A 25,848-nucleotide genomic window follows, 5' to 3' on the forward strand; every position below is an offset into this window, starting at 1 on the left:
GATTACATGGGGTTGATGCTCACCTCGTCGAACTCGGTGGTGCTGCGGACCAGGGGGCTGCGGGAGCAGACCACGAGGCCCACGTAGTAGGGGGCGTCGCCGAAGCCGGGGATCTCTCCCTCGGCGAGGGGGGTCCAGCTGACGCCGTCATCGGTGGAGGCGTACGCGGTGAAGCGCGTCCCGGTGCGCTTCAGCCGCAGCAGGCAGGGCGCGGTGACCGGCGCGTTGCCCGTGAAGGTGGAGCGTCCGGCCACGGCGGTGCGCAGCATGAGCTGTGCGCTGGTGCCGCCGCTGACGATCGCGCCGGCCGCCTGGTCGAACGGCGACAGGGACTTGGCCATGAGCAGGCCCACCCGGTCGCCGCTCGCGCCGGTACGGGAGACCAGCCGGGCGGTGACCTGGCAGTCCCCGGTGACGGACCGCCGTACGAACTGGCCGGTCATTCCCTGGTTGTTGACGGTGAGGTCGGTCCCGGCGCCCCGTACCACGAAGGTCCCGTCCTCGTGGGAGGTGCTGCCGGGGGTGCGGACGACGGCCACGCCGAAGGTGGCGAAGGCGCGGTCGTCGAGGACCACGTCACCGAGGTCGCCGTACGTCCAGGGCTCGGGCGGCGGAGTGCCGACCGTGAGGGCGAGGGTGCCGGTGGCGGCCCCGGCGGAGTTGCCCGCGGTGGTCGTGACGGTGAACTCGCCGGTCTCGGTGGGCGTTCCGGAGATCAGGCCGGTGCGCGGGTCGACGCGCAGGCCGTCGGGCAGTCCCTTGGCGGTGAACCGGACGGGCTCGTGCACGGCCCGCAGCAGGTGCCGGAACTCGGCGCCCTTGTTCGCGAACGCCGTGGTCACGGAGGTGAGTTCGGGTACGGAGGGCTTCGGCATGGCGGCCGAGGCGGGTGCCGAGCGCGGGCCCTTGCCGCCCGCGTTCGTCTTGACGACGGCGTAGTGGTACGTCGTGCCGGGCGTGCCGGTGGCGTCGGTGTACCGGATGCGGGTGCCGAAGCCGACCGGGCCGACGTCCATGGCGAGGGGGCGGAATGGCCCGTCCGCGCTCTCCGCGCGCAGCACCGTGTAGCGGGCGGCCGGGTCCGGGTCGGTCCAGGCCAGTTCGACCGCGTCCGCGCCGGTGGCCGCGCTCAGCCCGGCCGCGGTGTGGGCGGGGCGGGGCACGGACCAGACCTCGCCGGTCGTGGAGGTCACGGTGACGTTGTCGAAGGCGCCGGTGCCGGTCTCGGCGTACACCTCGTCCACACCGAGGCAGGAGGTGAGGACGAGACCCGCGTATGCGGTGTTCGGCAGACCGCCGACCTCGGTGCGACCGACCTCTGTCCACCGTGTGCCGTCCGGCGAGATCTCCCCGGTACACCACCGACCCTTGCGGGTCACTCGCACCCAGTACGGCTCGCGCAGCCGGTAGCCGTCGCCCGCGCCCTCGACGTACGGCGCCTGAAGCGGGGTGGCCGACTCGGGCAGGGTGCCGAGGTCGGAGATCGGGAAGGACGCCCTGGCGGTGATCATCTCCTGCTGGGACGGCGGCACCGGGGTGCTGCCGGTGGCCGAGACCTGCGCCCCGGCCTTCGGGCGTACGGTCCACACGCCGCTCCAGGTGTGCAGCGGCAGTCCCTGGATCAGCATGGCGGCCTGGGCCGCGTCCGCCTCCAGACCCGCCCGCACGGTGACACCGATCTTGGAGTACTGCGAGCTGAGCGGGAACACGATCCGCGCGGTGATCGTGCCGTTGCCGGACAGCGGCAGATACGCCATGCGGTAGGTGTCGGCGGTGCCGGACGCCTCCAGCACGAACCGCTCGCCGTCGAACACGGCCGAGCCGGGGATCTTCACGTCCCCGATGTCCCGGGTCGACCAGGGTCCGGGGAGCCCGGCGGTCGCCGACGCCCAAGCCGAATCACGGCTCTTACCACGGGAGTTGGCGGCGCTGACGGTGTAGTAGTAGGTGCGGCCCGTGCGGACGCCGCGGTCGCTGTACGTCGGCTTTGAGACGCCGGTGGCGACGGTCTCGTACGGCCCGTCGGGGCTGGTGGCCCGGCGTACGGTGTAGCCGCTCGCCCAGGCGGACGGCAGCCAGGACACGGTGACCGCCCGGTCCGCGCCCGTCGCCGTGACGCCCGCGGGAGCCGTCGGCGCGCTCGGCGGGGCGGCCTTCGTGCCGGCGTAGGTGAGGGTGCCCCAGCCGGGGTGGTCCTCGTGGTAGCGCTCGGTCACGCGGGTGCCGTCCGGGCCGCGGAAGACGGCCTTCTGGGTGTACGGCGCGGACATGCCGAGGCGGCCCGCGTAGTGCGCGTACCCCATCTCCCACACCGGCCGGAACACCCCGCGCTGCCGGTCGGAGACGGCCGTCTTGATGTACTTGCCGGTGCGGTCGAGGTCGGGCGTGAACGGAACCGAGTCGTCGCCGAGGTTGTAGCGGGCGAAGTACTCGAAGTTGGCGAGGATCCGGTCGTCGGCGAAGCCGTACAGGTCCACGCCCTGCCGCCAGGCGACCTCGGCCGCGTCCGCGAGCAGGCCGATGGCGAGCTGCTCGTGCGCCTGGTCGCGGCCCGATTCCTGCCCCTGTCCGGTGGCGCTGACGACGCGGTGCAGCACGGAGCCGTTGCCGGCGCCGGCGGCGGCGAACCGCAGGGCGTCCTCGAACATCACGGGGTGGTCGCCGAAGACGGCGATGGCGAGGATGGTGCGCAGCGCGGCGAGGTCCCAGTTGCCGTTGGCGTACAGGCAGTAGCCGGACAGGGCCGGGTACCAGACGTCGGTGAAGGAGCGCTCGCAGCGGCTGACGGAGTCCTCGGGCCAGCCGTCGTAGCCGGAGTGCCGCAGGATCTCGGCGGCGTTGACGAACTTGAAGCCCTGGATCCCGGCACCGAGTTGGCCGTCGGCGCCGGTGATGCCGGTGAGGGAGGCGGCCCAGACGTCGAGGATGTCGCGGGCCTTGTCGGCGTGCCGGACGTCGCCGGTGATCGCCCACATCAGGGCGTTCTGGTAGGCGGCGGCCGCGTCGGTGACGGCCTGGCTGGTGTTGTCGGTGGGGCCGCGGCCCCAGGTGCGGATCTGTCCGGTGTTGCGGATGCCGTAGGTGTGCTGGGAGCGGAAGTCGGCGGCCAGGGCCGCGAATCCGGTGGCGATCGGGTTGCTCCCGGCGGCGACCGCGGACCGCATCCGGTCCAGGTCGGCGCGGGAGTGCAGCAGCCCGGGGTGAGCGAAGGCGTACGCCTGCTCGGCGGCCTGGGCCCAGGCGGGCGCGGCGACGGCGGACAGCAGTCCGCCCGCGGCCACGCCCGCGAGCCCCGCGGCGCCGAGGAACGTCCGTCGGCTGAGGGATTGCACGGATGACTCCTGGCTTAGGCGTTCTGCACGCTGAGCGTGACGGACTGGGTCGCCGTACCGGCGGTGTTGGTGGCCTTGACGTTGACCGGGTAGGTGCCGGGGACCTGCGGGACGCCGGAGATGAGGCCGGTCTTCTCGTCGATCGTCAGGCCCTTGGGCAGTGCCTCGGCGCCGAACGAGGTCTCGCCCGAGCCGCTGGCCCCGGACGACACCTGCAGGGCGCAGCCGCTCAGGGCGGCAGCACTGGTTGTGGCACCGGCTGCTGACAGGGCGAGGAACCTGCGGCGGCTCATGGAAGCACCGGTGCGTGGGTGCATGAACGCACCACCTCCCACTTTCGTTTCGTTCGATATTTCGGCCGTGGATCGATTCATCGATCCGGGCTTGTGGACAACCGGTTGTTGTGCAGTGGGGCTGAGCTTCCTTCTGCCCGGAAACCGCGTCAAGGCTCTTGACGAACTTTCGAAAAGAATGGGTAACCTCGGCGACACGGGCCGCCCGGCCCAAGGGCCGCCACAGAACCCGCGACAGCCGAAGAAACAGCAGTTCACATCACTCTTTTTTGCCCAGCACCACCGTCCCCGGCTGAGTCGGCACGGATGGACGCGAGCATCCCGCACCGGCGCCTTCGGTGATCGCCGGAGACCTCGTGGAGCTCGGCTTGAGCATCACCACTCACCCGGCCGACAGCAGGCACACCTGACGATATGACCGGAAACCGGTTGCTATCAGAGCGGAGGGCGGTGCGGCCGTCGTCGCGGGCCCTCGACCACACGACCGTGAACGGAGCCCCGCATGCCCCGGCCTCCCCGCCCCACCCGCCGTACGACGATCCTCGTCGACGTGAGCGCCGACGCCGGCCGGCCCATCGGCCCGGACCTCTTCGGCGCCTTCTTCGAGGACGTACGCCGAGGCCGCGCTCGACGGGGTAACGGGTTCCTGGACGCGGCACGAAGCGGTGCTGGTCTCCGCCGCGACCGACCCCGACGCCCGGCTGCTCGTCCTCGCCACCGTCCCGGTAGGAAAATCGGGTAACCGATTTCAACCCTCGCTCGGGTCGCGGAGTTCGCAGGCTGCGCAGCAGAAGCGGAAGAGTCCTCCGTCCCGCCCTCTACCCTACCGATTGACCAGCCGATCCGGCAGATCTACGGTAGAAGGCGCTTTCTGAAAATGTTTCTATGCTGTCCCTTCTGACTGTTCCCACCTCACTGTCCCAGGAGAGTCATGCCCAGCCCTCAGCCGCCACGGGCCGTGTTCGCGATGGATCCGGTGCATCTGCCGTTGCTGTTTCCCCCGCCCGTGATGGCGCGGCTGAGGGAGACGGCCGACATCGATCCCGCCCTCGTCGTACGGGACTTCGCCGATCCGGCGACGGCCGAAGCCCTGTCCCGGGCCGAAGTGCTGATCACCGGTTGGGGCTGCCCGCACCTCGACGCCGCCGTCCTCGACGCGGCCCCCAAGCTCCGCGCGGTCCTGCACGCCGCGGGTTCGGTCCGCTCCCTGGTCGGCGGGGCCTTGTGGGAGCGCGGGCTGACCGTCTCCAGCGCGGTCACCGGCAACGCCCTGCCGGTCGCCGAGTACACGCTGGCGATGATCCTGCTGGCGGGCAAGGGCGCCTTCGCCCACCGCGAACGCTTCCGCCGCACCCACGCCTACCCGACGTCCGCCGAGACCGCCGCCACGGGCAACCTCGGCCGCCGCGTCGGCGTCGTCGGCGCCTCGCGGGTGGGCCGCCGGCTGCTGGAGCTGCTGCGCCCGTTCGACCTCACGGTGCTCTTGCACGACCCCTACGTCAGCCCCGCCGAGGCCGCCGCCCTGGGCGCGGAGCTGCTGCCGCTGGACGACCTGCTCAGACGCAGCGACATCGTGAGCGTGCACGCCCCCGACATCCCCGAGACCCAGCACATGCTCGACCGCGGCCGGCTCGCCCTCATCCGGGACGGCGGCGTACTCATCAACACCGCCCGGGGCGCCCTGGTCGACCACGAGGCGCTCACCGAGGAGCTGGTCTCCGGCCGGCTCGGCGCGATCCTGGACGTCACCGAGCCGGAGCCGCTGCCCGCCGACTCCCCCCTCTACCACCTCCCCAACGTCTTCCTCACCCCGCACATCGCGGGCTCGCTCGGCAACGAGCTGGAGCGCCTCGGCCGGATCGTCGTCGACGAGCTGGAGCGCCTGGCCGACGGGGTGCCGCAGTTGCACGAGGTCCGGCGCGCGGATCTGGCCCGGTCGGCCTGATGGGCGCGCCGAGCAGGCCGTCCGCACGTTGTCCACAGGCGGGTGGGCACCGGGTGACCATGGGCTACGGTTTCCAGAACCGGCGCCGGGCAGGCCCCGGCCACCCCCGTGATCGGGCCGCTACGACGAAGGAGCCGCAACGGTGAGTCAGCGCAAGGCGACCGGTGACGCCGGACGGGCGACCATCCGCGACGTCGCGGAGCGTGCGGGCGTGTCCGTGGCCAGCGTCTCGCGGGTGCTGTCCGGCAACTACCCGGTGTCGGAGGAGCTGCGCCGCCGGGTGATGAAGGTCGTCCGCGACCTGGACTACGTCACCAACGCCCACGCCCGTTCCCTGGCCGGCGGCGGCACACCGACGGTCGCGATCCTGATCAACAACATCACGGGCGCCGCGTTCGCACACGTCGCCAAGGGAGTCGAGGGCGCCGCCACGCTGCGCGGCTGGCTGTCCCTGGTCGGCACCACCGGCGACGACCCGGAGCGCGAGCTCGCGCTGGTCAACCTCATGCGCCAGCAGGGCGTGGCCGCGGTGGTGCTGCTGGGCGGCGCGTACGACTACGACGAGTACCAGCTGCGCATGGCCCGCTTCGCCCGTTCCCTGGACGCGGCCGGATCGCACCTGGTGCTGGTGGGCCGGCCCCCGCTGGAGGGCGACGTGCCGGCCACGACGGTCGACTACGACAACGAGGGCGGCGCCTACGCCATGGCCAGCCACCTGCTGTCAGCCGGCCACCGGCGCGTCCTGGTGCTGCCCGGGCACGCCGAACTCACCACTGCGCAGGGCAGGTTGAAGGGTGCGCAGCGGGCCTTCGAGGCGTACGGGGTGCCGTTCGACGCGGGCCTGGTGCGGCACGGGCCGTACGACTACGAGCACGGGTACGAGGCGGTCGAGGCGGCGCTGCACGACACGCCCGACTTCACGGCTGTCCTCGCCGGTACGGACGTGGTCGCCGCGGGTGCCATGCAGGCGCTGCGTGCGGCGGGGCTGCGGGTGCCGGAGGACGTGTCGATCGTCGGTTACGACGACATCCCGCTCGCCTCGCAGCTCACTCCCCAACTCACCACGGTGCACGTTCCGTACGAGGAGATGGGCCGGGTGGCGCTGCGCGCGGTGGCGGACCGGCGGGAGGGCGGTGGGGGCCGCCGGAAGGGCGGCGACGGGGAGCATCTGGTGCTGGGCACCCATGTCGTCGTGCGCAACTCCGTGCAGCCACCCGTCCGGAGCCGCTAACGCCCTGCGAGTGTTACGTAAACGGTTTCCCGAGCTTTTTCGCCGTTCACGGCGGGCCACGGGCTCACCCGCCACGCCCTAGGATCCAAGCTTCACCACAGGCTCTTGACCTGCACGGATACTCCGCGCATCGAGGACACTCCGCGCCCGTCCGGAGATGACCCGCCGGACAATCCGGCGTAACAAATTGCCGCGCACCTCTTGCTATGGGCCACGACCGCGGCCTACCGTCCCAGCAACCGCTTACTACATCTTCCGCTTGGTCAATCCCCCGCAACCGCGAGCCGACGGGTTTCCCGGCCGCCGTTTCTGGCCAGCACCCCGAGCCGCCGTCCTCTCGTTCTGAGAACACCCGAATTCCGAAGGATCACGGTCAGATGAACTTCACCAGCCCCCGGAGAAGGTTCGCCTCCGCCGCCGTAGCGGGAATCGCCCTGACAGGTCTGCTCTCCGCCTGCGGCGGGTCGGACTCCGGAAACGACGCCTCGGGATCGTCCGGTCCGGTCACCCTCGACTTCTGGGGCTGGGCCAACGGCCAGGAGGCGGTCGTCAAGGCGTTCAACGCCTCCCACAAGGACGTCAAGCTCAAGTACACCAAGGTCACCGACCAGCTGACCATGCAGAAGCAGCTGACCAACGCGGTCAAGGCGGGAAACGCGCCGTGCCTGGTGCAGAACACCGCCGAGTACGTCACCAGCTGGGTGTCGCAGGGCGCGCTCGCCGACATCACCCAGTACGTCGAGGGCGACAAGGGCAAGTTCAACCCGGGCTCCTGGGCGAGCGCGCAGGTGCAGGGCAAGCTGTACGGCGTGCCGACCAGCTCGGCGCCCCAGTTCACGATCTACCGCACCGACATCTTCCAGAAGTACGGCCTGAAGCCCCCGGCGACCTGGGACGACTTCATCGCGGCGGGCAAGGAGCTGAAGAAGCACGGCGTCAAGGTCACCAACTTCGCCGGTGAGGACCCGAGCACCCTGGAGGTGCTGGCCATGCAGGCGGGTGCGCACTGGTACTCCATCGACGGCGATGCCTGGAAGGTGAACTTCCAGGACCCGGGCACCCTGAAGGCCGCGAAGGTGATCCAGGAGATCATCGACAACGACCTGAACTCCAAGCTGTCCTTCGCCGACTACGCGGCCGTCCAGCGCAACTACGACAACGGCGGCACCGCCACCCGGCAGATCTCCACCTGGCAGATGGCCGGCATGGTGCAGAACTTCACCAAGTCCTTCGGCGACTGGGCGCTCGCCCCCTGGCCGACGTACGCGGGTGAGGCGGCCAAGACACCGGCCGGCACCAACCTGACCGGCAGCCTGAACCTGGTGACCAAGCAGTGCAAGAACCAGGAGCAGGCCGCCGACGCGGCCATGTGGATGTCCACCGACCAGACCGCCGTCAAGACGATGGCGAGCCCGGAGACCGGAAACGGTGTCATGCCGGCGCTGAAGGACTCGGGCGCCTACGTCGGCGAGACCGTGTCCGAGAAGCTGCTCGGCAAGAACTACGCACCGGCCCAGCAGGTCGTCAAGGACAGTCTGAACACCGTCACCACCGACTGGACCTTCGGCCCGAACTGGACCGCGATGTTCACGGAGATGCAGGCCGGCTGGGCCAAGGTGGTCAACAAGGAGCAGAAGGTGACCGACCTGCTCGCGCACATGCAGCAGTGGACGGTCAAGGACCTGAAGTCCCGCGGCATCAGCGTCAAGGGCTGAGGCAGGCCCGATGATTCGCTCCATGCGCTGGAAGGGTGCCGCGTTCACGGTGCCCTTCCAGCTCGGCTTCGTTTTCCTCTATCTCCTCCCGATCGGTTACGCCGTCTACCAGTCGCTCTTCACGGAGCAGCAGTCCGGGCTGGGGCTCGGCGGGGCGACCACCGAGTTCGCCGGGCTCGACAACTACACCCAGGGGCTGACCGACTCGGCGTTCATGAACTCCATCCTGCGGGTGGTGGTCTTCGCCTGTGTCCAGATCCCGGCGATGCTGTTCATCAGCCTGGTGCTGGCGCTGTTCCTGGACGCACTCACCTCCAGGGTGGCGAGCCGGTTCCGGCTCCTGCTGCTGGTGCCGTACATGATCCCCGGTGTGGTCGCGGCGATCATGTGGGTCAACCTCTACAGCCCGGACGTCGGCCCGCTCACCCCGATCGGCAAGCTCTTCGGCTTCGACTGGAACTTCTTCGCGCCGTCGATGGTGTGGCCGTCCATCGGCAACCTGCTGACCTGGCACGGCATCGGCTACAACATGGTGATCATCTACTCGGCGCTGCAGGGCGTGCCCCGCGAGCTGTTCGAGGCGGCCCGGCTCGACGGCGCCTCCGAGATCCGGATCGCGCGCAGCGTCAAGATCCCGTATGTGCGCGGGGCGCTGGTCCTGACCGGTCTGCTGTCGATCATCCAGATGCTGCAGATCTTCAACGAGCCCGCGCTGTTCCGGAACGTCACTCCGCAGACGGTCAGCGACAGCTTCACCCCCATCATGATCATCTACAACCAGGCGTTCAACTCGGGCAACTATCACTACGCGGCTGCCCTGTCGGTGCTGCTCGCCCTGATCCTGGGCGTGGCCTCCTTCCTCTTCTACCGGTCCACCTCGAAGGAGGCCGACTGATGGTGCTGACCGACCAGCACGGAAAGAGCGGCAACGGCACCGCCGAGCGGCCCCCCGCCCGCAGCGTCCGGCGCCTGTCCCGCCCGGACGCGGCCTCCCGCGGGCGGGGTGGTCAGCGCTTCCTGCTCATCGGGCTGATCCTGGCCAGCGTTTACAGCCTGTTCCCGGTGTGGTGGCTGATCGTCGCCGCGACGAAGAGCCGTACGGCGCTGTACCAGAGCAACGGCCTGTGGTTCTCGGGCTGGAACCTGTGGGACAACCTGCAGGAGGTGTTCACCTACCAGGACCACATCTTCCTGCGGTGGACGGCCAACTCGCTGCTGTACGCGGGTGTCGGTTCCCTCGGCGGTACGCTGATCGCTCTCGCAACCGGTTACGGTCTGGCCCGCTTCGAGTTCCCCGGCCGGAACCTCGTCTTCGCCTGCGTCGTGGGCTCGTTCCTCATCCCGATCGCCCTGCTCACGCTCCCCCTCTACCTGCTGTTCTCGGCGCTCGGCATGGTGGACACCCCGTGGGCGATGCTGATCCCCTGCCTGATCAACCCGTTCAGCGTGTACCTGGCCAAGGTGTACACCGAGGCCACCGTCCCGTACGAACTGCTGGAGGCGGCCCGCATCGACGGTGCCGGCGAGCTGCGCATCTTCTTCAGCATCGTGCTGCGGATGATGACGACGGGGGGCGCGACGGTGTTCCTGCTGGCCTTCGTCAACACCTGGAACGCCTTCTTCCTCCCGCTGACCGTGCTGCGCGGCAAGGAGAACTGGACCCTGAACCTGGGCCTGTACAACTGGTCCGGCACCCGTCTGGAGTCCGGCGTCGACCTGACCGGCCTGGTGCTGACCGGCGCGCTGCTGTCCATCGTCCCGATGGCGATCATGATGGTCGCGATGCGCCGCTACTGGCGCAGCGGGGTCACGCTGGGCGCGCTGAAGTGACGACGGCTCCTTGATCCACCGCACGACCGCGCGTCGGATCCACCGCATATGACCGCGCGTCGGATCACCGCACGACCGCTCCTCGGATCCGCCCCTGACTCCTGGGGGCCGCAGGTGACCCTGACTCCCTGCGGCCCCCAGGTGCCCACCCCTTCGGGAGTCCCCGCATGACCATGCTGCACAATCCCGTCATCCGCGGCTTCGCCCCGGACCCCTCGCTCGTCCGGGTCGGCGACTGGTACTACGTGGCGACGAGTTCCTTCGAGTGGTTCCCGACGATCCCGGTCCACCGGTCCCGGGACCTGGCCCGCTGGGAGTACGCCGGCCACGTCCGGGGCGCGGTGCCCGGTGACTCGCTGGCCGGGGTGCCCGACTCGGGCGGGGTGTGGGCGCCGTCCCTGAGCTGGGACAGGGAGCGGTTCTGGGTGACGTACTCCGTCGTGCGCTCGGTGGGGACGCCGTATTTCGACGTGGACACGTACGTCTGCACGGCCACCGGGGTGGACGGCGGGTGGAGTGCGCCGCTCCGGGTCGCGAGTCACGGTTTCGATCCCGCGCTGTACCACGAGGACGGCCGCCTGTGGCTGCTCAACCTGCAGAACGACCACCGGCCCGGCGGAAAGCGTTTCGCCGGCATCATCCTCACGGAGCTGGACCGTGACACGCTCGCTCCCGCCGGCGACACGCATCTGCTGCTCCAGCACCACCGGCTCCTCGAGGGGCCCAAGCTGCTGCGGCGGGGCGGCTGGTACTACCTGGTGCTCGCGGAGGGGGGCACGGGATGGGAGCACGGGGTGCGGGTGGCCCGCAGCCGTGCCCTGACCGGCCCGTACGAGCTCGACGACTGTCCCCTGCTGACGACGCGGGACGATCCCGGGGTGCCGCTGCAGAAGGCCGGGCACGGGGAGCTGGTGGAGATGCCGGACGGGCAGTGGGTGCTGAGCCATTTGACGGCCCGTCCGCTGCACACCCCGCACGGCCGGCGCTGCACGCTCGGCCGGGAGACCGCGATCCAGGCGGTGACCTGGGACGCGGACGGCTGGCCCCGGCTGCGGCAAGGGGGGTGGCACCCGGACGTCGAGGTCGACGTCGCGACACGGCCCGATCCGCGGCCACCGGGCGCCGCGCCGGAAGGTCTGTGCTGGCCGTGGAGCACGTTGCGCGAACCGGCGGACGCGTCCTGGGCGGACCTCGCGTCCCGCCCCGGCTGGGTCCGGTTGCGCGGGCGGCACGGTCCCGAGTCGCGGTGGGCGCGCAGTCTGCTGGCGCAGCGGGTCACCGAGCACCGTGCGCAGGCGGAGGTGACGGTCGAGGCGCGGCCGTCCACCTTCACGCAGGCGGCGGGGCTGTTGCTCTGGTACAGCGCCGAGGCGTACTTCAGCCTGGACCTGACCTGGGCGGAGGCCGAGGGCGAGGAGCAGCGGGGGCAGCAGTGGCGGGGTGAGGGCCGTACGGTGCTCAGTCTGGTGGAGCGGGACGAGGACGGCGCGCGGCAGGTGGCCGTCGTAGAGGTGGACGGCGACGGGCCGTTGACGCTCGGGGTGAGGGTCGACGCTGCTCAGGCGCAGTTCTGGTATGCCGTCGGCGGCGCCCAGCCGACGGTGCACGGTGCACGCCGGTCGACGGTGCACGGTGTACGAACGGCGGTCGGCCCCGTCCTGGATGCCGGCCGCCTCTCCGACGACCACGGCTCCCGCCTGCGTTTCACCGGCACCTTCGCCGGCATCCACGCCATGGACCTGGTCGACGCGACCTGGACGGCGGACTTCACCGGTTTCCGGCTCGCCTGCACGCCCGAATAACCCGCAGACCGGCAGCCCGCCCCGCCCGTTCGGCGTTTCGAAAGTTTTACTCCGGCAGAACCCATGATTCCCGCTGTCTTCCCGCCGTCTTGGGGCACACCTACAGTAGGAAGCGCTTTCTGTCGGTCGAGCCTGCCAGGCCGCCGGAGGCTGTGCTGGTCGAAACTTTCCCAGGCCCTCGGGCGGGCCGGAGAGGTGGTTTCCGATGGTCCGTACGGGGAGTGCGAGCGTGGCGGCCGGGCCGACGCTGGCGGTCGTGGCCCGCGAGGCGGGGGTGTCGGTGCCGACCGCGTCCAAGGTGGTCAACGGCCGGGAGGACGTGGCGCCGGAGACGCGCCGTCGGGTCACCGAGGCGTTGGACCGGCTCGGTTATGTGCGCAGACCCCGTTTCGACGCGGCGCGTACGCCCCGCCTGGTGGACCTCGTGGTGCATTCGCTGGAGAGTTCCTGGTCGGGTGCGGTGCTGCACGGTGTGGAGGAGGCGGCGCACGACGCGGGCCTGGAGGTCGTGGTGTCGGCGGGGCTGACCCGGACGCGGGACGGGCGGCCGGAGCGGGGGTGGCTGGACAAGCTGGTGGCCCGTGGCTCGTCCGGGGTGCTGTTCAATCTGGCCGAGTTGAGCGAGTCGCAGTACGCGTGGCTGGAGCAGCACCGCATTCCGTTCGTGATGATCGATCCGTTTCTGGAGCCGCCGGCCGGTGTGGTGTCGGTGGGTGCGGCGAACTGGCAGGGCGGGGTGACGGCGACCGAGCACCTGCTGGCGCTCGGGCATGAGCGGATCGCCGTCATCGCCGGGCACCGGCGGAAGATGTGCAGCAGCGCGCGGGTCGCCGGGTATCGTTCGGCGCTCGCCTCCGCGGGCGTGAGGCACCGCGCCGAGTACGTCCGGCACGCCGACTTCGACGAGACCGTGGCCCGGCGCCGCATGCTGGAACTTCTGGAACTGCCCGAGCCGCCGACGGCCGTCTTCGTCTGTTCGGACCGGATGGCGCTGGGTGTCTACGAGGCGCTGGCCGAGCGGGGGTTGAGGATACCCGACGACTTCAGTGTGATCGGTTTCGACGATTTGCCCGAGGCCCGCTGGATCACTCCGGCCCTGACCACCGTCCGCCAGCCCCTGTCGGAGATGGCGGCCACGGCCCTGCGTCTGCTGGTGCGCATGATGGACGGCAGCCGTCCGGAGAGCACGCGGACGGAGTTGTCGACGCGGCTGGTGGAGCGGGCGAGCACGGCGGTGCCGCGCGGCACCGGCGCCGGCGCGTGACGGGCACTTTTCGGTGGTCTTCGAGATCGCAGGCGTACGAGGTCGGCAACGACCAGATCCGGAGCGCGGACTCCACGCCCCCGGCGGAGTTTCCGGTGGTCACGGTGAACGACCTGCCGCTGCCCACCGAGGTGTGACCCGGGAACTCACCGTGGACCGGACCGGGCCCTCGTCTGCGGACGGTCAGTCCGTAAGGGCGGCTGCCCAGGTGAGGCCGCCGAGGAGGTGGGTACGGAAGTCGGGGTCGGCGTAGGCCTCGCAGGCGTGGCCGAGGGCCGTGTAGAAAACGCGGCCCTCGCCGTGCTCTCGGCTCCACACCAGGGGGTGGTCGGCGCCCATGCCGCCTCCGTCGTACGACGACTCGTCCGCGCAGGCGAGGACGTGGACCGCACCCCGGGGGTTGGTGCGGAAGTCGTACCACTCGTCGGTGAAGTCCCATACCGGCGGCAGGTGGCGGGTCGCCGGGTGGGTGCGGTCCTCGATCACCGCCTTGCCGGGCTGGTGGTCGGGGTGCCGGTCGAACCACGCGCCCAGCATCTCGCCGTAGTACGGCCAGTCGTACTCGGTGCAGGCCGCCGCGTGGATGCCGGCGAAGCCGCCGCCCGCCTCGACGTACGCGGCGAGGCGGGCGCGGCCGGGCGGGGTGAGGACCTCGCCGCTGGTGGAGAGGAACACGACGGCGGCGTAGGCGTCGAGGGGCCCCTCCAGGGCCGCCGGATCCTCCGTCGCGTCCACCTCGAAGTCGCCCAGGGTGCGCAGCGCCGCGACGCCCGCCGGGATGGAGTCGTGCCGGTAGGCGGTGGTACGGGTGTAGACGAGCAGTCGTGGTGCCGGTGCCATGAATTCGACCCTATGGGCACCTCCACCCGCACGTCGCCGTACGGCAACGGCAGCAGCCGGAGCAGGAAACCGCGGCCGGGCGGTACGCCGTGCACCAGGGCGTTGGTGGCCAGCTCGCTGACGCACAGCACGATGTCGTACGACCGCCGCCATCCGCCCCCTGCTGTCCGTCCTCGGTACCGAACTCGCCCTCACCACCGGCCCGGTGGGGATGTGCTTCACCGTGGAGACACGGCGCGGGCCGGTCACCTTCGAGTAGGCACGGCGGCCGGTGTCCGATTCCTTCAAGACCTGGCGGCCGGACGCTGCCTACGATGGGCACATGACTGCTCGATTCGACGCCATCGGTCTTGTTGTTTCCGAAATGGCGGTTTCCGTGGGGTTCTATCGGCGCCTCGGGTTCGCGTTCCCGGAGGGTGCAGAGCAGGAGGGGCATGCCGAGGCCGAACTGCCCGGTGGGCTGCGGCTGATGCTCGACACCGAGGAGATGGTGCGATCCTTCCTGCCCGAGTGGCAGCCGCCGGTCGGCGGGGGCCGGGCCTCGCTGGCCCTGCGGTGTGACAGTCCCGGTGAGGTGGACGCGCTGTACGAGGAACTGGTCGGTGCCGGGTGTCACGGTGAGCTGAAGCCGTGGGACGCGGTGTGGGGGCAGCGGTACGCCGTCGTGCGGGACCCGGACGGCAACGGGGTCGACCTGTTCGCGTCGCTACCGGCCGCCCAGTAGCCTGCCCGGCGGCAGGCCCGTCAGGTCCTTCACTTCCCGGGCCAGGTGGGCCTGGTCCGCGTAGCCGGCGCGGGCGGCCGTCTCCGCGAGGGGTACGTCCGCCCGGGCCAGGGCGAGGGCGCGCTGGAGGCGCAGGACGCGGGCGAGGGTCTTGGGTCCGTAGCCGAACGCGGTGAGCGCGCGCCGGTGCAACTGGCGTACGCCCAGGCCCAGTTCGTCGGCGGTCTGGGCGACGGGGCGGCCTGCGTGGAGGGCGGCGACGATCTGGCCGAGCAGTGGGTCCGGTGGATCGGTGTCGGCGGCGCGGTGCAGTGCCAGTGTCTCCAGTCCGGTGGCCGGGTCGGGGGCCGCGTTCACGTGGGCGGTCGCGCGGCGTACGTCTGCCGTTGGCCACAGGTCGGTGAGGGGGACGCGTCGGTCGCGCAGTTCGTGTGCGGGTACGCCGAGGAAGGCGCAGGGGTTCGACTGGGAGGACCGGTCGACGTGGGCGGCGGTGCTGCGGGGCGCGGATGCCGTGTACCTGGTGCATCCCGTGGACGTCGGCTCGCCTGCTGCCGCCGGGGCGCTCGGGGGGCTCGCGCGGGAGGCGGTCGGGCTCGGGGTGCGGCGGCTGGTGCTGCTGTCCGCGCGGGGCGAGGAGCGGGCGCGGCCCACGGAGGAGGCGGTGCGGGCGGCGTGCGGGGATCTGACCGTCGTACGGGCGGCGTGGTTCGACCAGAACTTCAGTGAGGGGCCGCTGGTGAAGGAGTTGCGGGAGAGCGGGGAGCTGGCGTTTCCGGGCGGGGAGGTGCGCGAGCCGTTCATCGACGTGCGGGACATCGCGGACGTGGTGGTGGCCGCGCTGGCGGAAGGCGACCGGTATGCGGGGCGGGAGCTGACGGTGTCGGGGCCGCGGCTGCTGACGTGGGGCGAGGCCGTGGCGGAGATCGCGAAGGCGGCGGGGCGGGAGCTGACGTAACGGTATGTGCTGGCGCGCGAGTACGGGGACCGGCTGGTCGGGTTCGGGGTGCTGCCCGAGGAGGCGGGCCGGGTGGTCGAGCTGTTCGAGGAACTCCTCGACGGGCGCAACGCCCACCTGTCGGACGGCGTGCGGGAGGTCCTGGGGCGCGAGCCGCGCGATTTCGCCGACTATGCGAGGGAGGCGGCCGCGGCCGGGGCGTGGCAGGTGTGAGGGGTGTTGCGGCCGGTGTGTACGGAGAGCGGGCCGCGCTCACTTCTCTGGTGGCGGTGGCGTGTCCTTCTCCCTCGGTGTGTGTTTCCAATGTGTGCTCTTGACGTGGGTGCGCAGGCGGGACGTGACGTCCTCCGGGGGGAGGAAGCGGGACCAGCGTTCGGGGAACTCCGAGGGCATGTCGGGGTCGGTCTCGCCGCCCGCGGTGGTGCGGGCGACGTATTCGGCGACCTGGGCCTGGCGCAGGCGCTCGTTGGCCTCGCGGGCGGCGGCCGTGGCGGCGGCCGGCCAGACGCGGTCGATCGCGGCGTTGACCGCGGCGCCGACGAGGACGGCGAACGCGGACACGCCGATCCAGAGGAGGACAGCCACGGGGGCGGCCAGGGAGCCGTAGATGGTGGGGCCCTCCACCGTGTTGGTGAGGTAGATGCGGAGGAGGAAACTGCCCAGTACCCACATGCCGAGGGCGACCAGGGCACCCGGCACGTCCTCGATCCACGGGGAGCGCACGGGGACGGAGACGTGGTAGAGGGTCGTGAGGAAGGCGATCCCCAGGAGGATCACGACCGGCCAGTACAGGACCTGCACCACCGTCGTCGACCAGGGGACGATGCGGACCACCGCGTCGGGGCCGGCCACCATCAAGGGCAGCGCGACCGAGCCGATCAGCAGGGCCACTATGAACAGGAGAAACGCGAGCAGGCGGGTTTTCACGATGCCGCGGACGCCGTCGAGGCCGTACATGACGGTGATGGTGTCGATGAAGACGTTTACCGCGCGCGAGCCGGACCACAGGGCGAACAGGAAGCCGATGGAGATGACGTCGGGCCGGCCGCCCTTCATCACGTCGTGCAGGATCGGCTCCGCGATCTGACGGACGCCCTTGTCGGACAGGACCGTGCGCGAGGCCTCCAGGAGGTTGCTCTGCAGGCTCTGGATGGTGTCGGCGCCGGTCCAGGCGTCGACGTAACCGAGCAACCCGATCATGCTGAGCAGCAGCGGCGGCACCGACAGCAGCGTGAAGAACGCCGCCTCGGCGGCCAGGCCCAGGATGCGGTACTCGATGCAGGAGTTGACGGTGTCCTTGAGCAACAGCCAGGCGGTCCTGCGCTTGGAGACGTTCCGGTACAGGGCGCGAGCCCGGTGGAGTCGGCCGGAGGGCGTATGGAGGGATTCACTTGCTGGCTGCACCCCCTAACGGTATCCGTCGTGCCTGGCCACGCTCACCCTCGGCCCGGTCTCCCGGGCTCCCGGTGACCTGCGTGGTACCGCGGGGTAGGTTCACAGGCATGGCAGGCAGCACCCACACCGTGACCAATCAGGCGCCGCCGCTCGTCGGCCACGACGTCTTCAGCTCCGACCGGGCCCTGGCGGAGGCGGTGCGGCGGCATGTGCCGGCGGAGCTGCTCGACGAGGTGCTGGACGAGCTGTCGGCACTCGGGCGGACCTCCGGCGCGGCGCAGGTGCAGGAGTGGGGGGCGCAGGCCAACGAGAACCCGCCGCGGCTGCGCACCCACGACCGGTACGGACACCGGATCGACGAGGTCGACTTCCATCCGGCCTGGCACCGGCTGCTCAGCAAGGGTGTGTCGGCGGGGCTGACCGCGGCCTGGGGGCGGCCGGGCGGGCATGTGCGGCGCGCGGCCGGATTCCTGGTGTGGACGCAGGTCGAGGCCGGCAACGGCTGCCCGCTGTCGATGACGCACGCGGCCGTGCCCGCCCTGCGCGCGGATCCGGCGCTCGCCGCCGAGTGGGAGCCGCGGCTGGCGTCCACGGTGTACGACCGTGGGCTGCGGCCGGCCCGGGACAAGGCCGGGGTGCTGTTCGGGATGGGCATGACGGAGAAGCAGGGCGGCAGTGACGTACGGGCGAACACGACGTCCGCGCGGCCGCTCGCCGAGGACGGAACGTACGAGCTGACCGGGCACAAGTGGTTCTGCTCGGCGCCCATGTCCGACGGTTTTCTGGTGCTTGCCCAGGCGCCGGGCGGATTGACGTGTTTTCTGGTGCCGCGGGTGCTGGCGGACGGCACGCGCAACGTGTTTCTCCTCCAGCGGCTCAAGGACAAGCTGGGGAACCGGTCGAACGCCTCCGCCGAGGTCGAGTTCGACGGCACGTGGGCGCGCCGGGTCGGCGAGGAGGGGCACGGGGTGCGCACCATCATCGGGATGGTGGCGGCGACCCGGCTGGACTGTGTGTTCGGCTCGGCCGGGCTGATGCGGCAGGCCGTCGCGCAGGCCGTCCACCACTGCACGCACCGGGAGGCTTTCGGCGGGAAACTCGTCGACAAGCCGCTCATGCGCAACGTGCTGGCCGACCTCGCGATCGAGTCGGAGGCGGCGACCGCGCTGGCGCTGCGGCTGGCGGCGGCGTACGACGACGGCGGCGAGCAGGAGCGGGCGCTGCTGCGGCTGGCGGTGCCCGCGGCCAAGTACTGGGTGACCAAGCGGTGCGCGCCGGTGGCGGTCGAGGCCGCCGAGTGCCTGGGCGGAAACGGTTACGTCGAGGAGTCCGGGATGCCGCGGCTGGTGCGCGAGTCGCCGCTGAACTCGATCTGGGAGGGCGCGGGCAACGTCCAGGCGCTGGACGTGCTGCGGGCGCTCCAGCGGGAGCCGGGCGCCTTCGACGCCGTACTGCTGGAGCTCGGCCGGGCGCGCGGCGCCGACCACCGGCTGGACGGCGCGGTCAAGCGGCTGCTGACCGAACTCGGTGATCTGGAGGGCGTCGAGGGGCGGGCGCGGCGGCTGGTGGAGCGGCTGGCGCTGGTGCTCCAGGGGTCGCTGCTCGTGCGGTACGCGCCGCCGGAGGTGGCCGACGCGTTCTGCGCGTCCCGGCTGGGCGGTGACGGCGGGGCGGCGTTCGGGACGCTGCCGCCCACGCTGGATCTGGCGGCGGTCGTGGAGCGGGCGCGGCCAGTGGCCTGAAGACCGGCGGGCACGAAGCACACGCGTGCCGCACGGAGGTGGTGCTGCGCCGACACGGCACCACCCCCGCGCCTCTGGCCCGTTCGAGGCCACGGACGCCGCTCGGGACGGCATCGCTCAAGTTTCAGCCAGCGAGGGGCTGTCCACCAGGGTTGCAAGGGGTTGCAACTTGCTGGTGGCTGTGAGCGGACTGGACCCCTCCGCCCGGCGCGGGCGGCACCATGAGACGCACGATTCAGGACGGGCACCCCGTGCCGGCAGGCAATCGCTGACAGGCACAGGCACAGGCACAGGATTCGGCACCAGGAGGACCCGTGGCACTGTCGCCGATGGACCTGACGCAGCTCGCCGCCGCCGACGCCACGCGTGCGGCCCGGGTACTCAGCGAGGTCCGCTCCGCCACCCTGTCCGGTCAGCGCGCGCCGGTCGCGCCGCGCCCGGTGATCGAACAGTCCTGGGAGCGCATGCTGTGCAGCGGCGTCGACCCCGACAGCGACGTCCGCGCCGGGCTGCTGCCCCGGGAGGAGATACAGCGGCGGCGCGAGTCCTCGGCGCTGCGGCAGGTGCTGCCGGTGCTGCGGGAAGGGCTGCTGTCGGTCGCGGACGCCGCCCGCCACATCATGGTGGTGGCCGACGAGGACGGCCGGGTGCTGTGGCGGGAGGGCAGCGTGCCGGTACTGCGCAGGGCCGACAGGCTCGGCCTCGAACTCGGTGCGGACTGGCGGGAGGACGTCGTCGGCACGAACGGCGTCGGCACTCCGGTGGTCACCCGGCGCCCCGTGCAGGTGTTCGCCTCCGAGCACTTCGTGCGCTCGCAGGCCACCTGGACCTGCGCCGGCGCGCCGATCACCGACCCGCGCGACGGCCGGCTGCTCGGCGTGGTCGACGTCAGCGGGCCGCTGGAGACCATGCACCCGGCCACGCTGGCCTGGGTCGACTCGGTGGCCAAGCTCGCCGAGGCCCGGCTGCGCGAACAGCACCTGGTGGCGCTGGAGCGGCTGCGCGCCGTTGCGGCACCGGTGCTGGCCCGGCTCACCGGGCGCGCCCTGGTGGTGGACAACGGCGGCTGGACCGCCGCGGTGACCGGGATGCCGTACACGCCGCGGATCGGGCTGCCCAAGTCGCCGGCGGCCGGCCCGAGATGGCTGCCCGTGCTCGGGCTGTGCACGCTGGAGCCGCTGGCCGGGGGCTGGCTGGTGCGGGCCGCGGACGAGCCGGAGCCGCGCGGCGCCACCCGGATCGTGCTGGACCTCGGACAGCCGCGCCGCTGGTCGGTGCAGGTGTCCGGCTCCGCGGGTTCCTGGAGCCACGAACTGAGTCCCCGGCACGCCGAGTTGCTCTACCTGCTGGCCGTGCACCGCTCCGGGCGCAGCGCGGCGGGCCTGGCGGAGGACCTGTTCGGCGACCCGGGCCGCACGGTCACGGTGCGCGCCGAGATGTCCCGGATACGGCGTTACCTCGGGGGATTTCTGGACCACCGGCCGTACCGCTTCCGTGAGGACACGGACGTCGAGGTGCTGCTCCCGGACGACCCGCGCGACCTGCTGCCGCACTCGTCCGCCCCGGCGGTGACCGGCCGCCGCACCCCCTGAGGGCGCCCCTCTTGTTCGAACCCGGTTCGGGTCATCTTTCGCATATTTGCAAGGTCTTCGTTCCCCACCGTCCCCGCCTGCCGTAGCATCGCTCTACGGGTCACCCCACCTGCTTTTCGGTCAACGTACGGATCATCAGGCGCAGTTGGCCCGGTGGCTCGGGAGGATCTATGAAGCATCGCGGCAGACACCGCCGGCGCAGGCGGGGCAAGGCGCTGCGCGCGGCCCTGGCCGGGACCGCGCTCGCCCTCACCGCCGCCGCCACCCTGATCAGCGCCTCGCAGGCCACGGTCGCCGAGGACCCCGGGGCGCTCAAACCGCTCGCGTCCGGCGAGACGGCACCGCTGCGGCTGGCCGAGCACCGGGTGCCGCAGCGCTGGCTGGACCGGCTCTCCTCGGCGATGGGCCGGCCCGTCGGTGTCGGCACGGTCCTCGACGACACCGACGGCACCGACGGCACGCTGCGTGAGGCCTCCGGCTGCACCGCCGAGGATCGCGAGGGGCTGCCCGTCGCGCCGGCCGCCACCCGCGCCTACTGCTGGGACGCCGCCGACACCCGGTCCTGGCAGCCCGGCGCGGTCACCACCTCCGGTGACGCCGACGACGACGGCCATTGGGGCGAACACCGCGTGATCCTGTCCGCCTGGTCCCGCAGCGGCGGCGCCCACGAGGACGCCGGCGACCGCGGCCTGGCCCGGATCGCCGTCGTCGACGCGGACAACCCGGCCCGCCTCGGCTACACGTGGGCCCTGCTCGCCGTACCGGTCGACGGCGGCCGCGACTACCGGGGGCTCGTCTCGCCGGTGTCCGGCATGGTCTGGTACCAGGACAAGCTGCTGGTCACCGCCGGCGAGGGCGACCGCACCGCGCTGTACGTGTACGACATGAACCGTGTCCAGCACGCCACCGTCGACGCCGGCGCCGTGGGCCGGGTGCGCGGCGGCTGGTCGGCGCACGGCGCGAAGTACGTTCTGCCCGCCGTCGCTTCCTACCGCCTGGCCGGCGACCGGGACGCCCCGCGGCCGGGGGCCCTCTCCCTGGACCGCAGCACCGCACCCGACAGCCTGGTCGCGAGCGAGTGGGTGCCCGCGGGCAGCGACCGGCACACCCGGCTGTGGCGGTACGCGTTCAGCGCGGACCCGGACCGCTCCGGGCTGCTGGCCACCGACTCCGCCGGGGACGCGGACGCGGTGGCGGCGTACGAGACGAAGGCCACGGGCGTGCGGGGTGTGCTGTCGCACGACTCGGCCTGGTACGTCGGCCGCGCCGCCGCCACCAAGGACTGGCGCGGCACACTGTGGCGGCAGGACACCGACGGCGCGAAGGCCACACGGTGCGGCTCGCAGGACAGCCACCAGTGCTGGAGCGGGGGCGCGGAGTCCCTCTCCTACTGGGAGGAGACGGGCGAGGTGTGGTCCCAGTCGGACCGGGTGCTGTTCGCGCTGCCGCTGGCCTCGATCGACAGAGCGCTGGGATGACGGGGACGACTGGGGCGGCGACGGCAGGGCGGGGGGCCGTCGACAGATCGTGCCGCCTGATGATTCCCTGGCGCGCATGAGCAACATCGCCGTGACCACCTGGTCCCTGGAGCAGACCGCGCCCGCCGACCTCCTGCCGGCCGCCGCGCCGGACGGGGACGTGCGGATCATCCGCTCCGAGGTGCCCTCGCCCGAGTTCAGCCGTTTCCTGTACGCCTCGGTCGGCGGCGACATCCGCTGGACCGACCGGCTGAGCTGGACGTACGCGCAGTGGCGGGAGTACCTGGACCGGCCCGGCGTGGAGACCTGGGTGGCCTACGACCGCGGGACGCCCGCCGGGTACGTGGAGCTGGAGCCGCAGGACGACGGAGTCGTGGAGATCGCCTACTTCGGGCTGATCCCCGCCTTCCGCGGCCGGCGCATCGGCGGACACCTGCTGTCGTACGGCGCCGCCCGCGCCTGGGACCTCGCCGACCGGTGGCCGGGGCTGGCGCCGACCAAGCGGGTGTGGCTGCACACGTGCAGCAAGGACGGCGAGCACGCGATGGGCAACTACCTGCGCCGTGGGTTCGCCCTGTTCGACACCAAGGTCGAGGAGGAGCCGGAGGTGCCCGCGCCGGGCCCCTGGCCGGGCGCCTACCCCGCCTGACCTGCGCCGACAAGACATCGCGCAAACGCTGTGACCAACGACACCCTCGTCTCGCATTTCGGGACAAGGGTGTCCGCATCTTGGATGAAGCTGGACTGTGTCCAGATCGCCGTGCCACGCTTCCGTCATGCCTGGAACTGGAATTGCCTTGGTGAGTCGGCGGCACGTCGACCTCGGCCGCATGTCCAGCGCCATCTGTCCGGCCCGCTGAGAGTTCTCCAGCAGCGCCCGACATCTCCCTTTTCGCTTGATTTCCTGCGCAATGAAGCGCGATGCCGCACCCGTATGCCCATGCGCAATGCGCAGGTCAGAGCCTCCCGCCCGTCACCCGACCGCCACGCCTCATCGACGGCGCTGCGCGCCGACCCTATCCATTGCTGTCCCGAAGGACGTATCCACCATGGCCGCCACCCCGCAGAAGCCTGCCGCCGCGACTCCCCGCCGCAAGGTGAGCCGTCACCGCGGCGAGGGCCAGTGGGCCGCGGGGCACTTCACCCCGCTCAACGGCAACGAGCAGTTCAAGAAGGACGACGACGGTCTCAATGTGCGGACACGCATTGAGACGATCTACTCCAAGCGGGGCTTCGACTCCATCGACCCCAACGACCTGCGTGGCCGGATGCGCTGGTGGGGCCTGTACACCCAGCGCCGCCCCGGGATCGACGGCGGCAAGACCGCGATCCTGGAGCCGGAGGAGCTGGACGACGAGTACTTCATGCTGCGCGTCCGCATTGACGGCGGGGCGCTCACCACCCGGCAGCTGCGGGTCGTCGGTGAGATCTCGCAGGAGTTCGCGCGCGGCACGGCCGACATCACCGACCGGCAGAACGTGCAGTACCACTGGATCCGGATCGAGGACGTGCCCGAGATCTGGGAGCGGCTGGAGGCCGTCGGGCTGTCCACGGTCACGGCCTGCGGTGACACCCCCCGCGTGATGATCGGCTCCCCGGTCGCCGGCATCGCCGAGGACGAGATCATCGACGGCACCCCGGCGCTGCAGGAGATGAAGCGCCGCGTCCTGAACAACAAGGCGTACTCGAACCTCCCCCGGAAGTTCAAGACGGCGATCTCCGGCTCGCCGGTGCTGGACGTGGTGCACGAGATCAACGACGTCGCGTTCGTCGGCGTCCGGCACCCCGAGCACGGCCCGGGCTTCGACGTTTGGGTGGGTGGCGGCCTGTCCACCAACCCCAAGCTGGGCGTACGGCTGGGCACCTGGGTGCCGCTGGACGAGGTTCCGGACGTCTACGAAGGCGTGCTGTCGATCTTCCGTGACTACGGTTACCGGCGCCTGCGTACGCGCGCCCGCCTGAAGTTCCTCGTCGCCGACTGGGGCGCGGAGAAGTTCCGGCAGGTGCTGGAGGACGAGTACCTCAAGCGCAAGCTGGTCGACGGTCCCGCGCCCGAGCAGCCGGTCCAGCAGTGGCGTGACCACGTCGGCGTGCACCGTCAGAAGGACGGCCGTTACTACGTCGGTTTCGCCCCGCGCGTCGGCCGGGTCGACGGCACCCAGCTCACGAAGATCGCCGACCTCGCCGAGGCGCACGGCTCGGGTCGGGTGCGCACCACCGTCGAGCAGAAGATGATCATCCTCGATGTCGAGGAGGGGCAGGTCGGCTCCCTGGTCGACGGCCTGGAGGCGCTGGACCTCACCGCCAAGCCGTCGCCGTTCCGGCGCGGCACCATGGCCTGCACCGGCATCGAGTTCTGCAAGCTCGCCATCGTCGAGACCAAGCAGCGCGGCTCCGCCCTCATCGACGAACTGGAGCGCCGTATCCCGGACTTCGACGAGCCGATCACCATCAACCTCAACGGCTGCCCGAACGCCTGCGCCCGTATCCAGGTCGCGGACATCGGTCTCAAGGGCCAGCTGGTCCTCAACGACAAGGGCGAGCAGGTCGAGGGCTTCCAGGTGCACCTGGGCGGCGCGCTCGGCCTGGAGGCCGGTTTCGGCCGCAAGGTGCGCGGTCTGAAGGTCACCTCCGAGGAGTTGCCCGACTACGTCGAGCGCGTGCTGAAGCGGTTCCAGGCCGAGCGCGAGGAAGGCGAGCGTTTCGCGACGTGGGCCGCCCGGGCCAGCGAGGAGTCGCTGTCATGAGCGAGCGTGCGGCGCCGTTCTACTGCCCCTACTGCGGCGACGAGGACCTGCGGCCGAGTGAAGCCATGGAAGGCAGCCACGGCGCCTGGGAATGCGCGGCGTGCAACCGCGCATTCCAGTTGAAGTTCCTCGGGCTGCTGGCCCGGGGGCTTCGAGCCGACCACGGAGGGGATCCGATATGACGACGGCTCAGGAAGAGCGTACGGCCGAGGACTTGAAGGCGCTCGCCGAGCAGGCGGGCCGCGACCTGGAGGACGCCTCCGCGCTGGAGATCCTCCAGTGGGCGGTGCAGACCTTCGGCAAGCGCTTCTGTGTGACGTCCTCGATGGAGGACGCGGTGGTCGCCCACCTCGCCTCCCGCGCGATGCCCGGCGGCACCAAAGTCGATGTGGTGTTCCTCGACACCGGTTACCACTTCCCGGAGACGATCGGCACGCGGGACGCGGTGGAGGCGGTGATGGACGTCAACGTCATCACGCTCACCCCGCGCCAGACGGTCGCCGAGCAGGACGCCGAGCACGGCCCCAAGCTGCACGACCGCAACCCCGACCTGTGCTGCAAGATGCGCAAGGTGGAACCGCTGGAGCGGGGCCTGAAGGACTACCTGGCCTGGGCGACCGGCCTGCGCCGCGACGAGTCCCCGACCCGGGCGGGCACCCCGGTCGTCGGCTGGGACGAGAAGCGGCAGAAGGTGAAGATCTCCCCGATCGCCCGCTGGACCCAGGACGACGTGGACGCCTACGTCGCCGAGCACGGCGTGCTGACCAACCCGCTGCTGATGGACGGCTACGCCTCCATAGGCTGCGCCCCCTGCACCCGCCGCGTCCTGGAGGGCGAGGACGCGCGTGCCGGGCGCTGGGCGGGCCGGGCCAAGACCGAGTGCGGGCTGCACGGATGACCGCGCACGCCTTTCGGGCGGAAACCGAAACGCACACCGCGTCCACTGCTCCGGCTGCTACA

Annotated in this window: 24 protein-coding genes and 1 pseudogene; 19 read left to right on the forward strand and 6 right to left on the reverse strand. The window is 71.2% G+C overall.

All coding sequences use genetic code 11. The features are described 5' to 3' along the window. Positions 1 to 2: 2 nt before the first annotated feature. Together H8R17_RS22005 and H8R17_RS22010 are read right to left on the reverse strand one after the other, a co-directional pair. The gene (locus H8R17_RS22005) at positions 3 to 3,332 is read right to left on the reverse strand and encodes an alginate lyase family protein (RefSeq protein WP_187824933.1); all 3,330 of its coding nucleotides are present in this window, start codon (positions 3,330 to 3,332) and stop codon (positions 3 to 5) included. Between the two features lie 14 nt (positions 3,333 to 3,346). Beyond that, a complete protein-coding gene (locus H8R17_RS22010; RefSeq protein ID WP_262505411.1) occupies positions 3,347 to 3,625 on the reverse strand; it encodes an Ig domain-containing protein in 279 nt (92 codons plus the stop codon). A 931-nt stretch (positions 3,626 to 4,556) separates the two neighbouring features. Here H8R17_RS22010 and H8R17_RS22015 point away from each other — a divergent pair. The 8 genes from H8R17_RS22015 (at position 4,557) to H8R17_RS22050 (ending at position 13,549) form a co-directional block, all read left to right on the forward strand. Beyond that, positions 4,557 to 5,570: a hydroxyacid dehydrogenase gene (locus H8R17_RS22015; RefSeq protein WP_187824935.1), complete on the forward strand. Its 1,014-nt coding sequence runs from the start codon at positions 4,557 to 4,559 to the stop codon at positions 5,568 to 5,570. A gap of 142 nt (positions 5,571 to 5,712) precedes the next feature. Next, positions 5,713 to 6,801, forward strand: a complete 1,089-nt coding sequence (locus H8R17_RS22020; protein WP_187824936.1) for a LacI family DNA-binding transcriptional regulator — start codon at positions 5,713 to 5,715, stop codon at positions 6,799 to 6,801. A 377-nt stretch (positions 6,802 to 7,178) separates the two neighbouring features. Beyond that, a complete protein-coding gene (locus tag H8R17_RS22025; RefSeq protein WP_187824937.1) occupies positions 7,179 to 8,516 on the forward strand; it encodes an ABC transporter substrate-binding protein in 1,338 nt (445 codons plus the stop codon). A 10-nt stretch (positions 8,517 to 8,526) separates the two neighbouring features. Next, positions 8,527 to 9,411, forward strand: a complete 885-nt coding sequence (locus tag H8R17_RS22030; RefSeq protein ID WP_187824938.1) for a carbohydrate ABC transporter permease — start codon at positions 8,527 to 8,529, stop codon at positions 9,409 to 9,411. Then, on the forward strand, positions 9,411 to 10,346 hold the full coding sequence (locus H8R17_RS22035) for a carbohydrate ABC transporter permease (RefSeq protein WP_262505412.1): 936 nt from the start codon (positions 9,411 to 9,413) through the stop codon (positions 10,344 to 10,346). The genes H8R17_RS22030 and H8R17_RS22035 overlap by 1 nt, the downstream gene beginning before the upstream one ends. Before the next feature lie 167 nt (positions 10,347 to 10,513). Next, the gene (locus H8R17_RS22040; RefSeq protein ID WP_187824939.1) at positions 10,514 to 12,148 is read left to right on the forward strand and encodes a family 43 glycosylhydrolase; all 1,635 of its coding nucleotides are present in this window, start codon (positions 10,514 to 10,516) and stop codon (positions 12,146 to 12,148) included. A gap of 205 nt (positions 12,149 to 12,353) precedes the next feature. Continuing rightward, the gene (locus H8R17_RS22045) at positions 12,354 to 13,412 is read left to right on the forward strand and encodes a LacI family DNA-binding transcriptional regulator (RefSeq protein WP_187824940.1); all 1,059 of its coding nucleotides are present in this window, start codon (positions 12,354 to 12,356) and stop codon (positions 13,410 to 13,412) included. Further along, entirely contained in the window at positions 13,409 to 13,549 is a 141-nt protein-coding gene (locus H8R17_RS22050) for a hypothetical protein (protein WP_187824941.1), read from the forward strand. Before H8R17_RS22045 ends, H8R17_RS22050 begins: the two co-directional genes overlap by 4 nt. 46 nt (positions 13,550 to 13,595) lie before the next feature. On the opposite strand, the gene H8R17_RS22055 is transcribed toward H8R17_RS22050, so the two are convergent. Together H8R17_RS22055 and H8R17_RS47155 are read right to left on the reverse strand one after the other, a co-directional pair. Then, positions 13,596 to 14,252, reverse strand: a complete 657-nt coding sequence (locus tag H8R17_RS22055) for a ThuA domain-containing protein (RefSeq protein WP_187824942.1) — start codon at positions 14,250 to 14,252, stop codon at positions 13,596 to 13,598. 17 nt (positions 14,253 to 14,269) lie between these two features. Then, positions 14,270 to 14,386, reverse strand: a pseudogene (locus H8R17_RS47155) (ATP-binding protein); the annotation flags it as partial. A 188-nt stretch (positions 14,387 to 14,574) separates the two neighbouring features. On the opposite strand from H8R17_RS47155, the gene H8R17_RS22060 reads away from it, so the two are divergent. After that, complete coding sequence (locus H8R17_RS22060) at positions 14,575 to 14,976, forward strand: VOC family protein (RefSeq protein ID WP_187824943.1); 402 nt, start codon at positions 14,575 to 14,577, stop codon at positions 14,974 to 14,976. Here the strand turns inward: H8R17_RS22060 and H8R17_RS22065 are convergent. Next, complete coding sequence (locus H8R17_RS22065) at positions 14,959 to 15,630, reverse strand: helix-turn-helix transcriptional regulator (RefSeq protein ID WP_399477084.1); 672 nt, start codon at positions 15,628 to 15,630, stop codon at positions 14,959 to 14,961. The genes H8R17_RS22060 and H8R17_RS22065 overlap by 18 nt on opposite strands. On the opposite strand from H8R17_RS22065, the gene H8R17_RS49340 reads away from it, so the two are divergent. Both H8R17_RS49340 and H8R17_RS49345 read left to right on the forward strand, forming a co-directional pair. Then, positions 15,590 to 15,934 carry an SDR family oxidoreductase gene (locus H8R17_RS49340; RefSeq protein WP_399477085.1) on the forward strand — a complete coding sequence of 115 codons (345 nt, stop codon included), beginning with the start codon at positions 15,590 to 15,592 and terminating at the stop codon, positions 15,932 to 15,934. The genes H8R17_RS22065 and H8R17_RS49340 overlap by 41 nt on opposite strands. A gap of 6 nt (positions 15,935 to 15,940) precedes the next feature. Next, positions 15,941 to 16,147: a hypothetical protein gene (locus tag H8R17_RS49345; protein WP_399477086.1), complete on the forward strand. Its 207-nt coding sequence runs from the start codon at positions 15,941 to 15,943 to the stop codon at positions 16,145 to 16,147. Between the two features lie 39 nt (positions 16,148 to 16,186). Here the strand turns inward: H8R17_RS49345 and H8R17_RS22075 are convergent, their stop codons facing one another. Next, positions 16,187 to 17,338, reverse strand: a complete 1,152-nt coding sequence (locus tag H8R17_RS22075; protein ID WP_187824944.1) for a YihY/virulence factor BrkB family protein — start codon at positions 17,336 to 17,338, stop codon at positions 16,187 to 16,189. Positions 17,339 to 17,436: 98 nt separating this feature from the next. On the opposite strand from H8R17_RS22075, the gene H8R17_RS22080 reads away from it, so the two are divergent. From H8R17_RS22080 to H8R17_RS22110, 8 genes are all read left to right on the forward strand, one after another. After that, on the forward strand, positions 17,437 to 19,071 hold the full coding sequence (locus H8R17_RS22080) for an acyl-CoA dehydrogenase family protein (protein WP_187824945.1): 1,635 nt from the start codon (positions 17,437 to 17,439) through the stop codon (positions 19,069 to 19,071). Positions 19,072 to 19,400: 329 nt separating this feature from the next. After that, positions 19,401 to 20,663, forward strand: coding sequence for a GAF domain-containing protein (locus H8R17_RS22085; protein WP_187824985.1), 1,263 nt, complete (start codon positions 19,401 to 19,403; stop codon positions 20,661 to 20,663). Positions 20,664 to 20,833: 170 nt separating this feature from the next. Then, positions 20,834 to 22,141, forward strand: coding sequence for a hypothetical protein (locus tag H8R17_RS22090; RefSeq protein WP_187824946.1), 1,308 nt, complete (start codon positions 20,834 to 20,836; stop codon positions 22,139 to 22,141). Positions 22,142 to 22,217: 76 nt separating this feature from the next. Continuing rightward, positions 22,218 to 22,790 (forward strand): GNAT family N-acetyltransferase, encoded by a 573-nt coding sequence (locus H8R17_RS22095; RefSeq protein ID WP_187824947.1) that lies wholly within the window; start codon positions 22,218 to 22,220, stop codon positions 22,788 to 22,790. A gap of 127 nt (positions 22,791 to 22,917) precedes the next feature. Further along, positions 22,918 to 23,001 carry a putative leader peptide gene (locus H8R17_RS48760; RefSeq protein ID WP_310887545.1) on the forward strand — a complete coding sequence of 28 codons (84 nt, stop codon included), beginning with the start codon at positions 22,918 to 22,920 and terminating at the stop codon, positions 22,999 to 23,001. Between the two features lie 189 nt (positions 23,002 to 23,190). After that, complete coding sequence (locus tag H8R17_RS22100) at positions 23,191 to 24,888, forward strand: nitrite/sulfite reductase (RefSeq protein WP_187824948.1); 1,698 nt, start codon at positions 23,191 to 23,193, stop codon at positions 24,886 to 24,888. Next, a complete protein-coding gene (locus H8R17_RS22105; protein WP_187824949.1) occupies positions 24,885 to 25,070 on the forward strand; it encodes a hypothetical protein in 186 nt (61 codons plus the stop codon). Before H8R17_RS22100 ends, H8R17_RS22105 begins: the two co-directional genes overlap by 4 nt. Next, positions 25,067 to 25,786 (forward strand): phosphoadenylyl-sulfate reductase, encoded by a 720-nt coding sequence (locus tag H8R17_RS22110; RefSeq protein ID WP_187824950.1) that lies wholly within the window; start codon positions 25,067 to 25,069, stop codon positions 25,784 to 25,786. Before H8R17_RS22105 ends, H8R17_RS22110 begins: the two co-directional genes overlap by 4 nt. Positions 25,787 to 25,848 lie beyond the last annotated feature (62 nt).

The sequence above is a fragment of the Streptomyces sp. TRM68367 genome (assembly GCF_014495685.1).
Taxonomy (GTDB): domain Bacteria; phylum Actinomycetota; class Actinomycetes; order Streptomycetales; family Streptomycetaceae; genus Streptomyces.

Excerpts from the sequence above, each read along its gene's own strand:
- H8R17_RS22095 (WP_187824947.1), top strand. The coding sequence starts at position 22,218 with ATGAGCAACATCGCCGTGACCACCTGGTCCCTGGAGCAGACCGCGCCC.
- H8R17_RS48760 (WP_310887545.1), top strand. The coding sequence starts at position 22,918 with ATGCCTGGAACTGGAATTGCCTTGGTGAGTCGGCGGCACGTCGACCTC.
- H8R17_RS22055 (WP_187824942.1), bottom strand. The coding sequence starts at position 14,252 with ATGGCACCGGCACCACGACTGCTCGTCTACACCCGTACCACCGCCTAC.
- H8R17_RS22060 (WP_187824943.1), top strand. The coding sequence starts at position 14,575 with ATGACTGCTCGATTCGACGCCATCGGTCTTGTTGTTTCCGAAATGGCG.
- H8R17_RS22010 (WP_262505411.1), bottom strand. The coding sequence starts at position 3,625 with ATGAGCCGCCGCAGGTTCCTCGCCCTGTCAGCAGCCGGTGCCACAACC.
- H8R17_RS22025 (WP_187824937.1), top strand. The coding sequence starts at position 7,179 with ATGAACTTCACCAGCCCCCGGAGAAGGTTCGCCTCCGCCGCCGTAGCG.
- H8R17_RS22105 (WP_187824949.1), top strand. The coding sequence starts at position 24,885 with ATGAGCGAGCGTGCGGCGCCGTTCTACTGCCCCTACTGCGGCGACGAG.
- H8R17_RS22100 (WP_187824948.1), top strand. The coding sequence starts at position 23,191 with ATGGCCGCCACCCCGCAGAAGCCTGCCGCCGCGACTCCCCGCCGCAAG.
- H8R17_RS22080 (WP_187824945.1), top strand. The coding sequence starts at position 17,437 with ATGGCAGGCAGCACCCACACCGTGACCAATCAGGCGCCGCCGCTCGTC.
- H8R17_RS22015 (WP_187824935.1), top strand. The coding sequence starts at position 4,557 with ATGCCCAGCCCTCAGCCGCCACGGGCCGTGTTCGCGATGGATCCGGTG.
- H8R17_RS22035 (WP_262505412.1), top strand. The coding sequence starts at position 9,411 with ATGGTGCTGACCGACCAGCACGGAAAGAGCGGCAACGGCACCGCCGAG.
- H8R17_RS22110 (WP_187824950.1), top strand. The coding sequence starts at position 25,067 with ATGACGACGGCTCAGGAAGAGCGTACGGCCGAGGACTTGAAGGCGCTC.
- H8R17_RS22085 (WP_187824985.1), top strand. The coding sequence starts at position 19,401 with ATGGACCTGACGCAGCTCGCCGCCGCCGACGCCACGCGTGCGGCCCGG.
- H8R17_RS22030 (WP_187824938.1), top strand. The coding sequence starts at position 8,527 with ATGATTCGCTCCATGCGCTGGAAGGGTGCCGCGTTCACGGTGCCCTTC.
- H8R17_RS22045 (WP_187824940.1), top strand. The coding sequence starts at position 12,354 with ATGGTCCGTACGGGGAGTGCGAGCGTGGCGGCCGGGCCGACGCTGGCG.
- H8R17_RS22040 (WP_187824939.1), top strand. The coding sequence starts at position 10,514 with ATGACCATGCTGCACAATCCCGTCATCCGCGGCTTCGCCCCGGACCCC.
- H8R17_RS22090 (WP_187824946.1), top strand. The coding sequence starts at position 20,834 with ATGAAGCATCGCGGCAGACACCGCCGGCGCAGGCGGGGCAAGGCGCTG.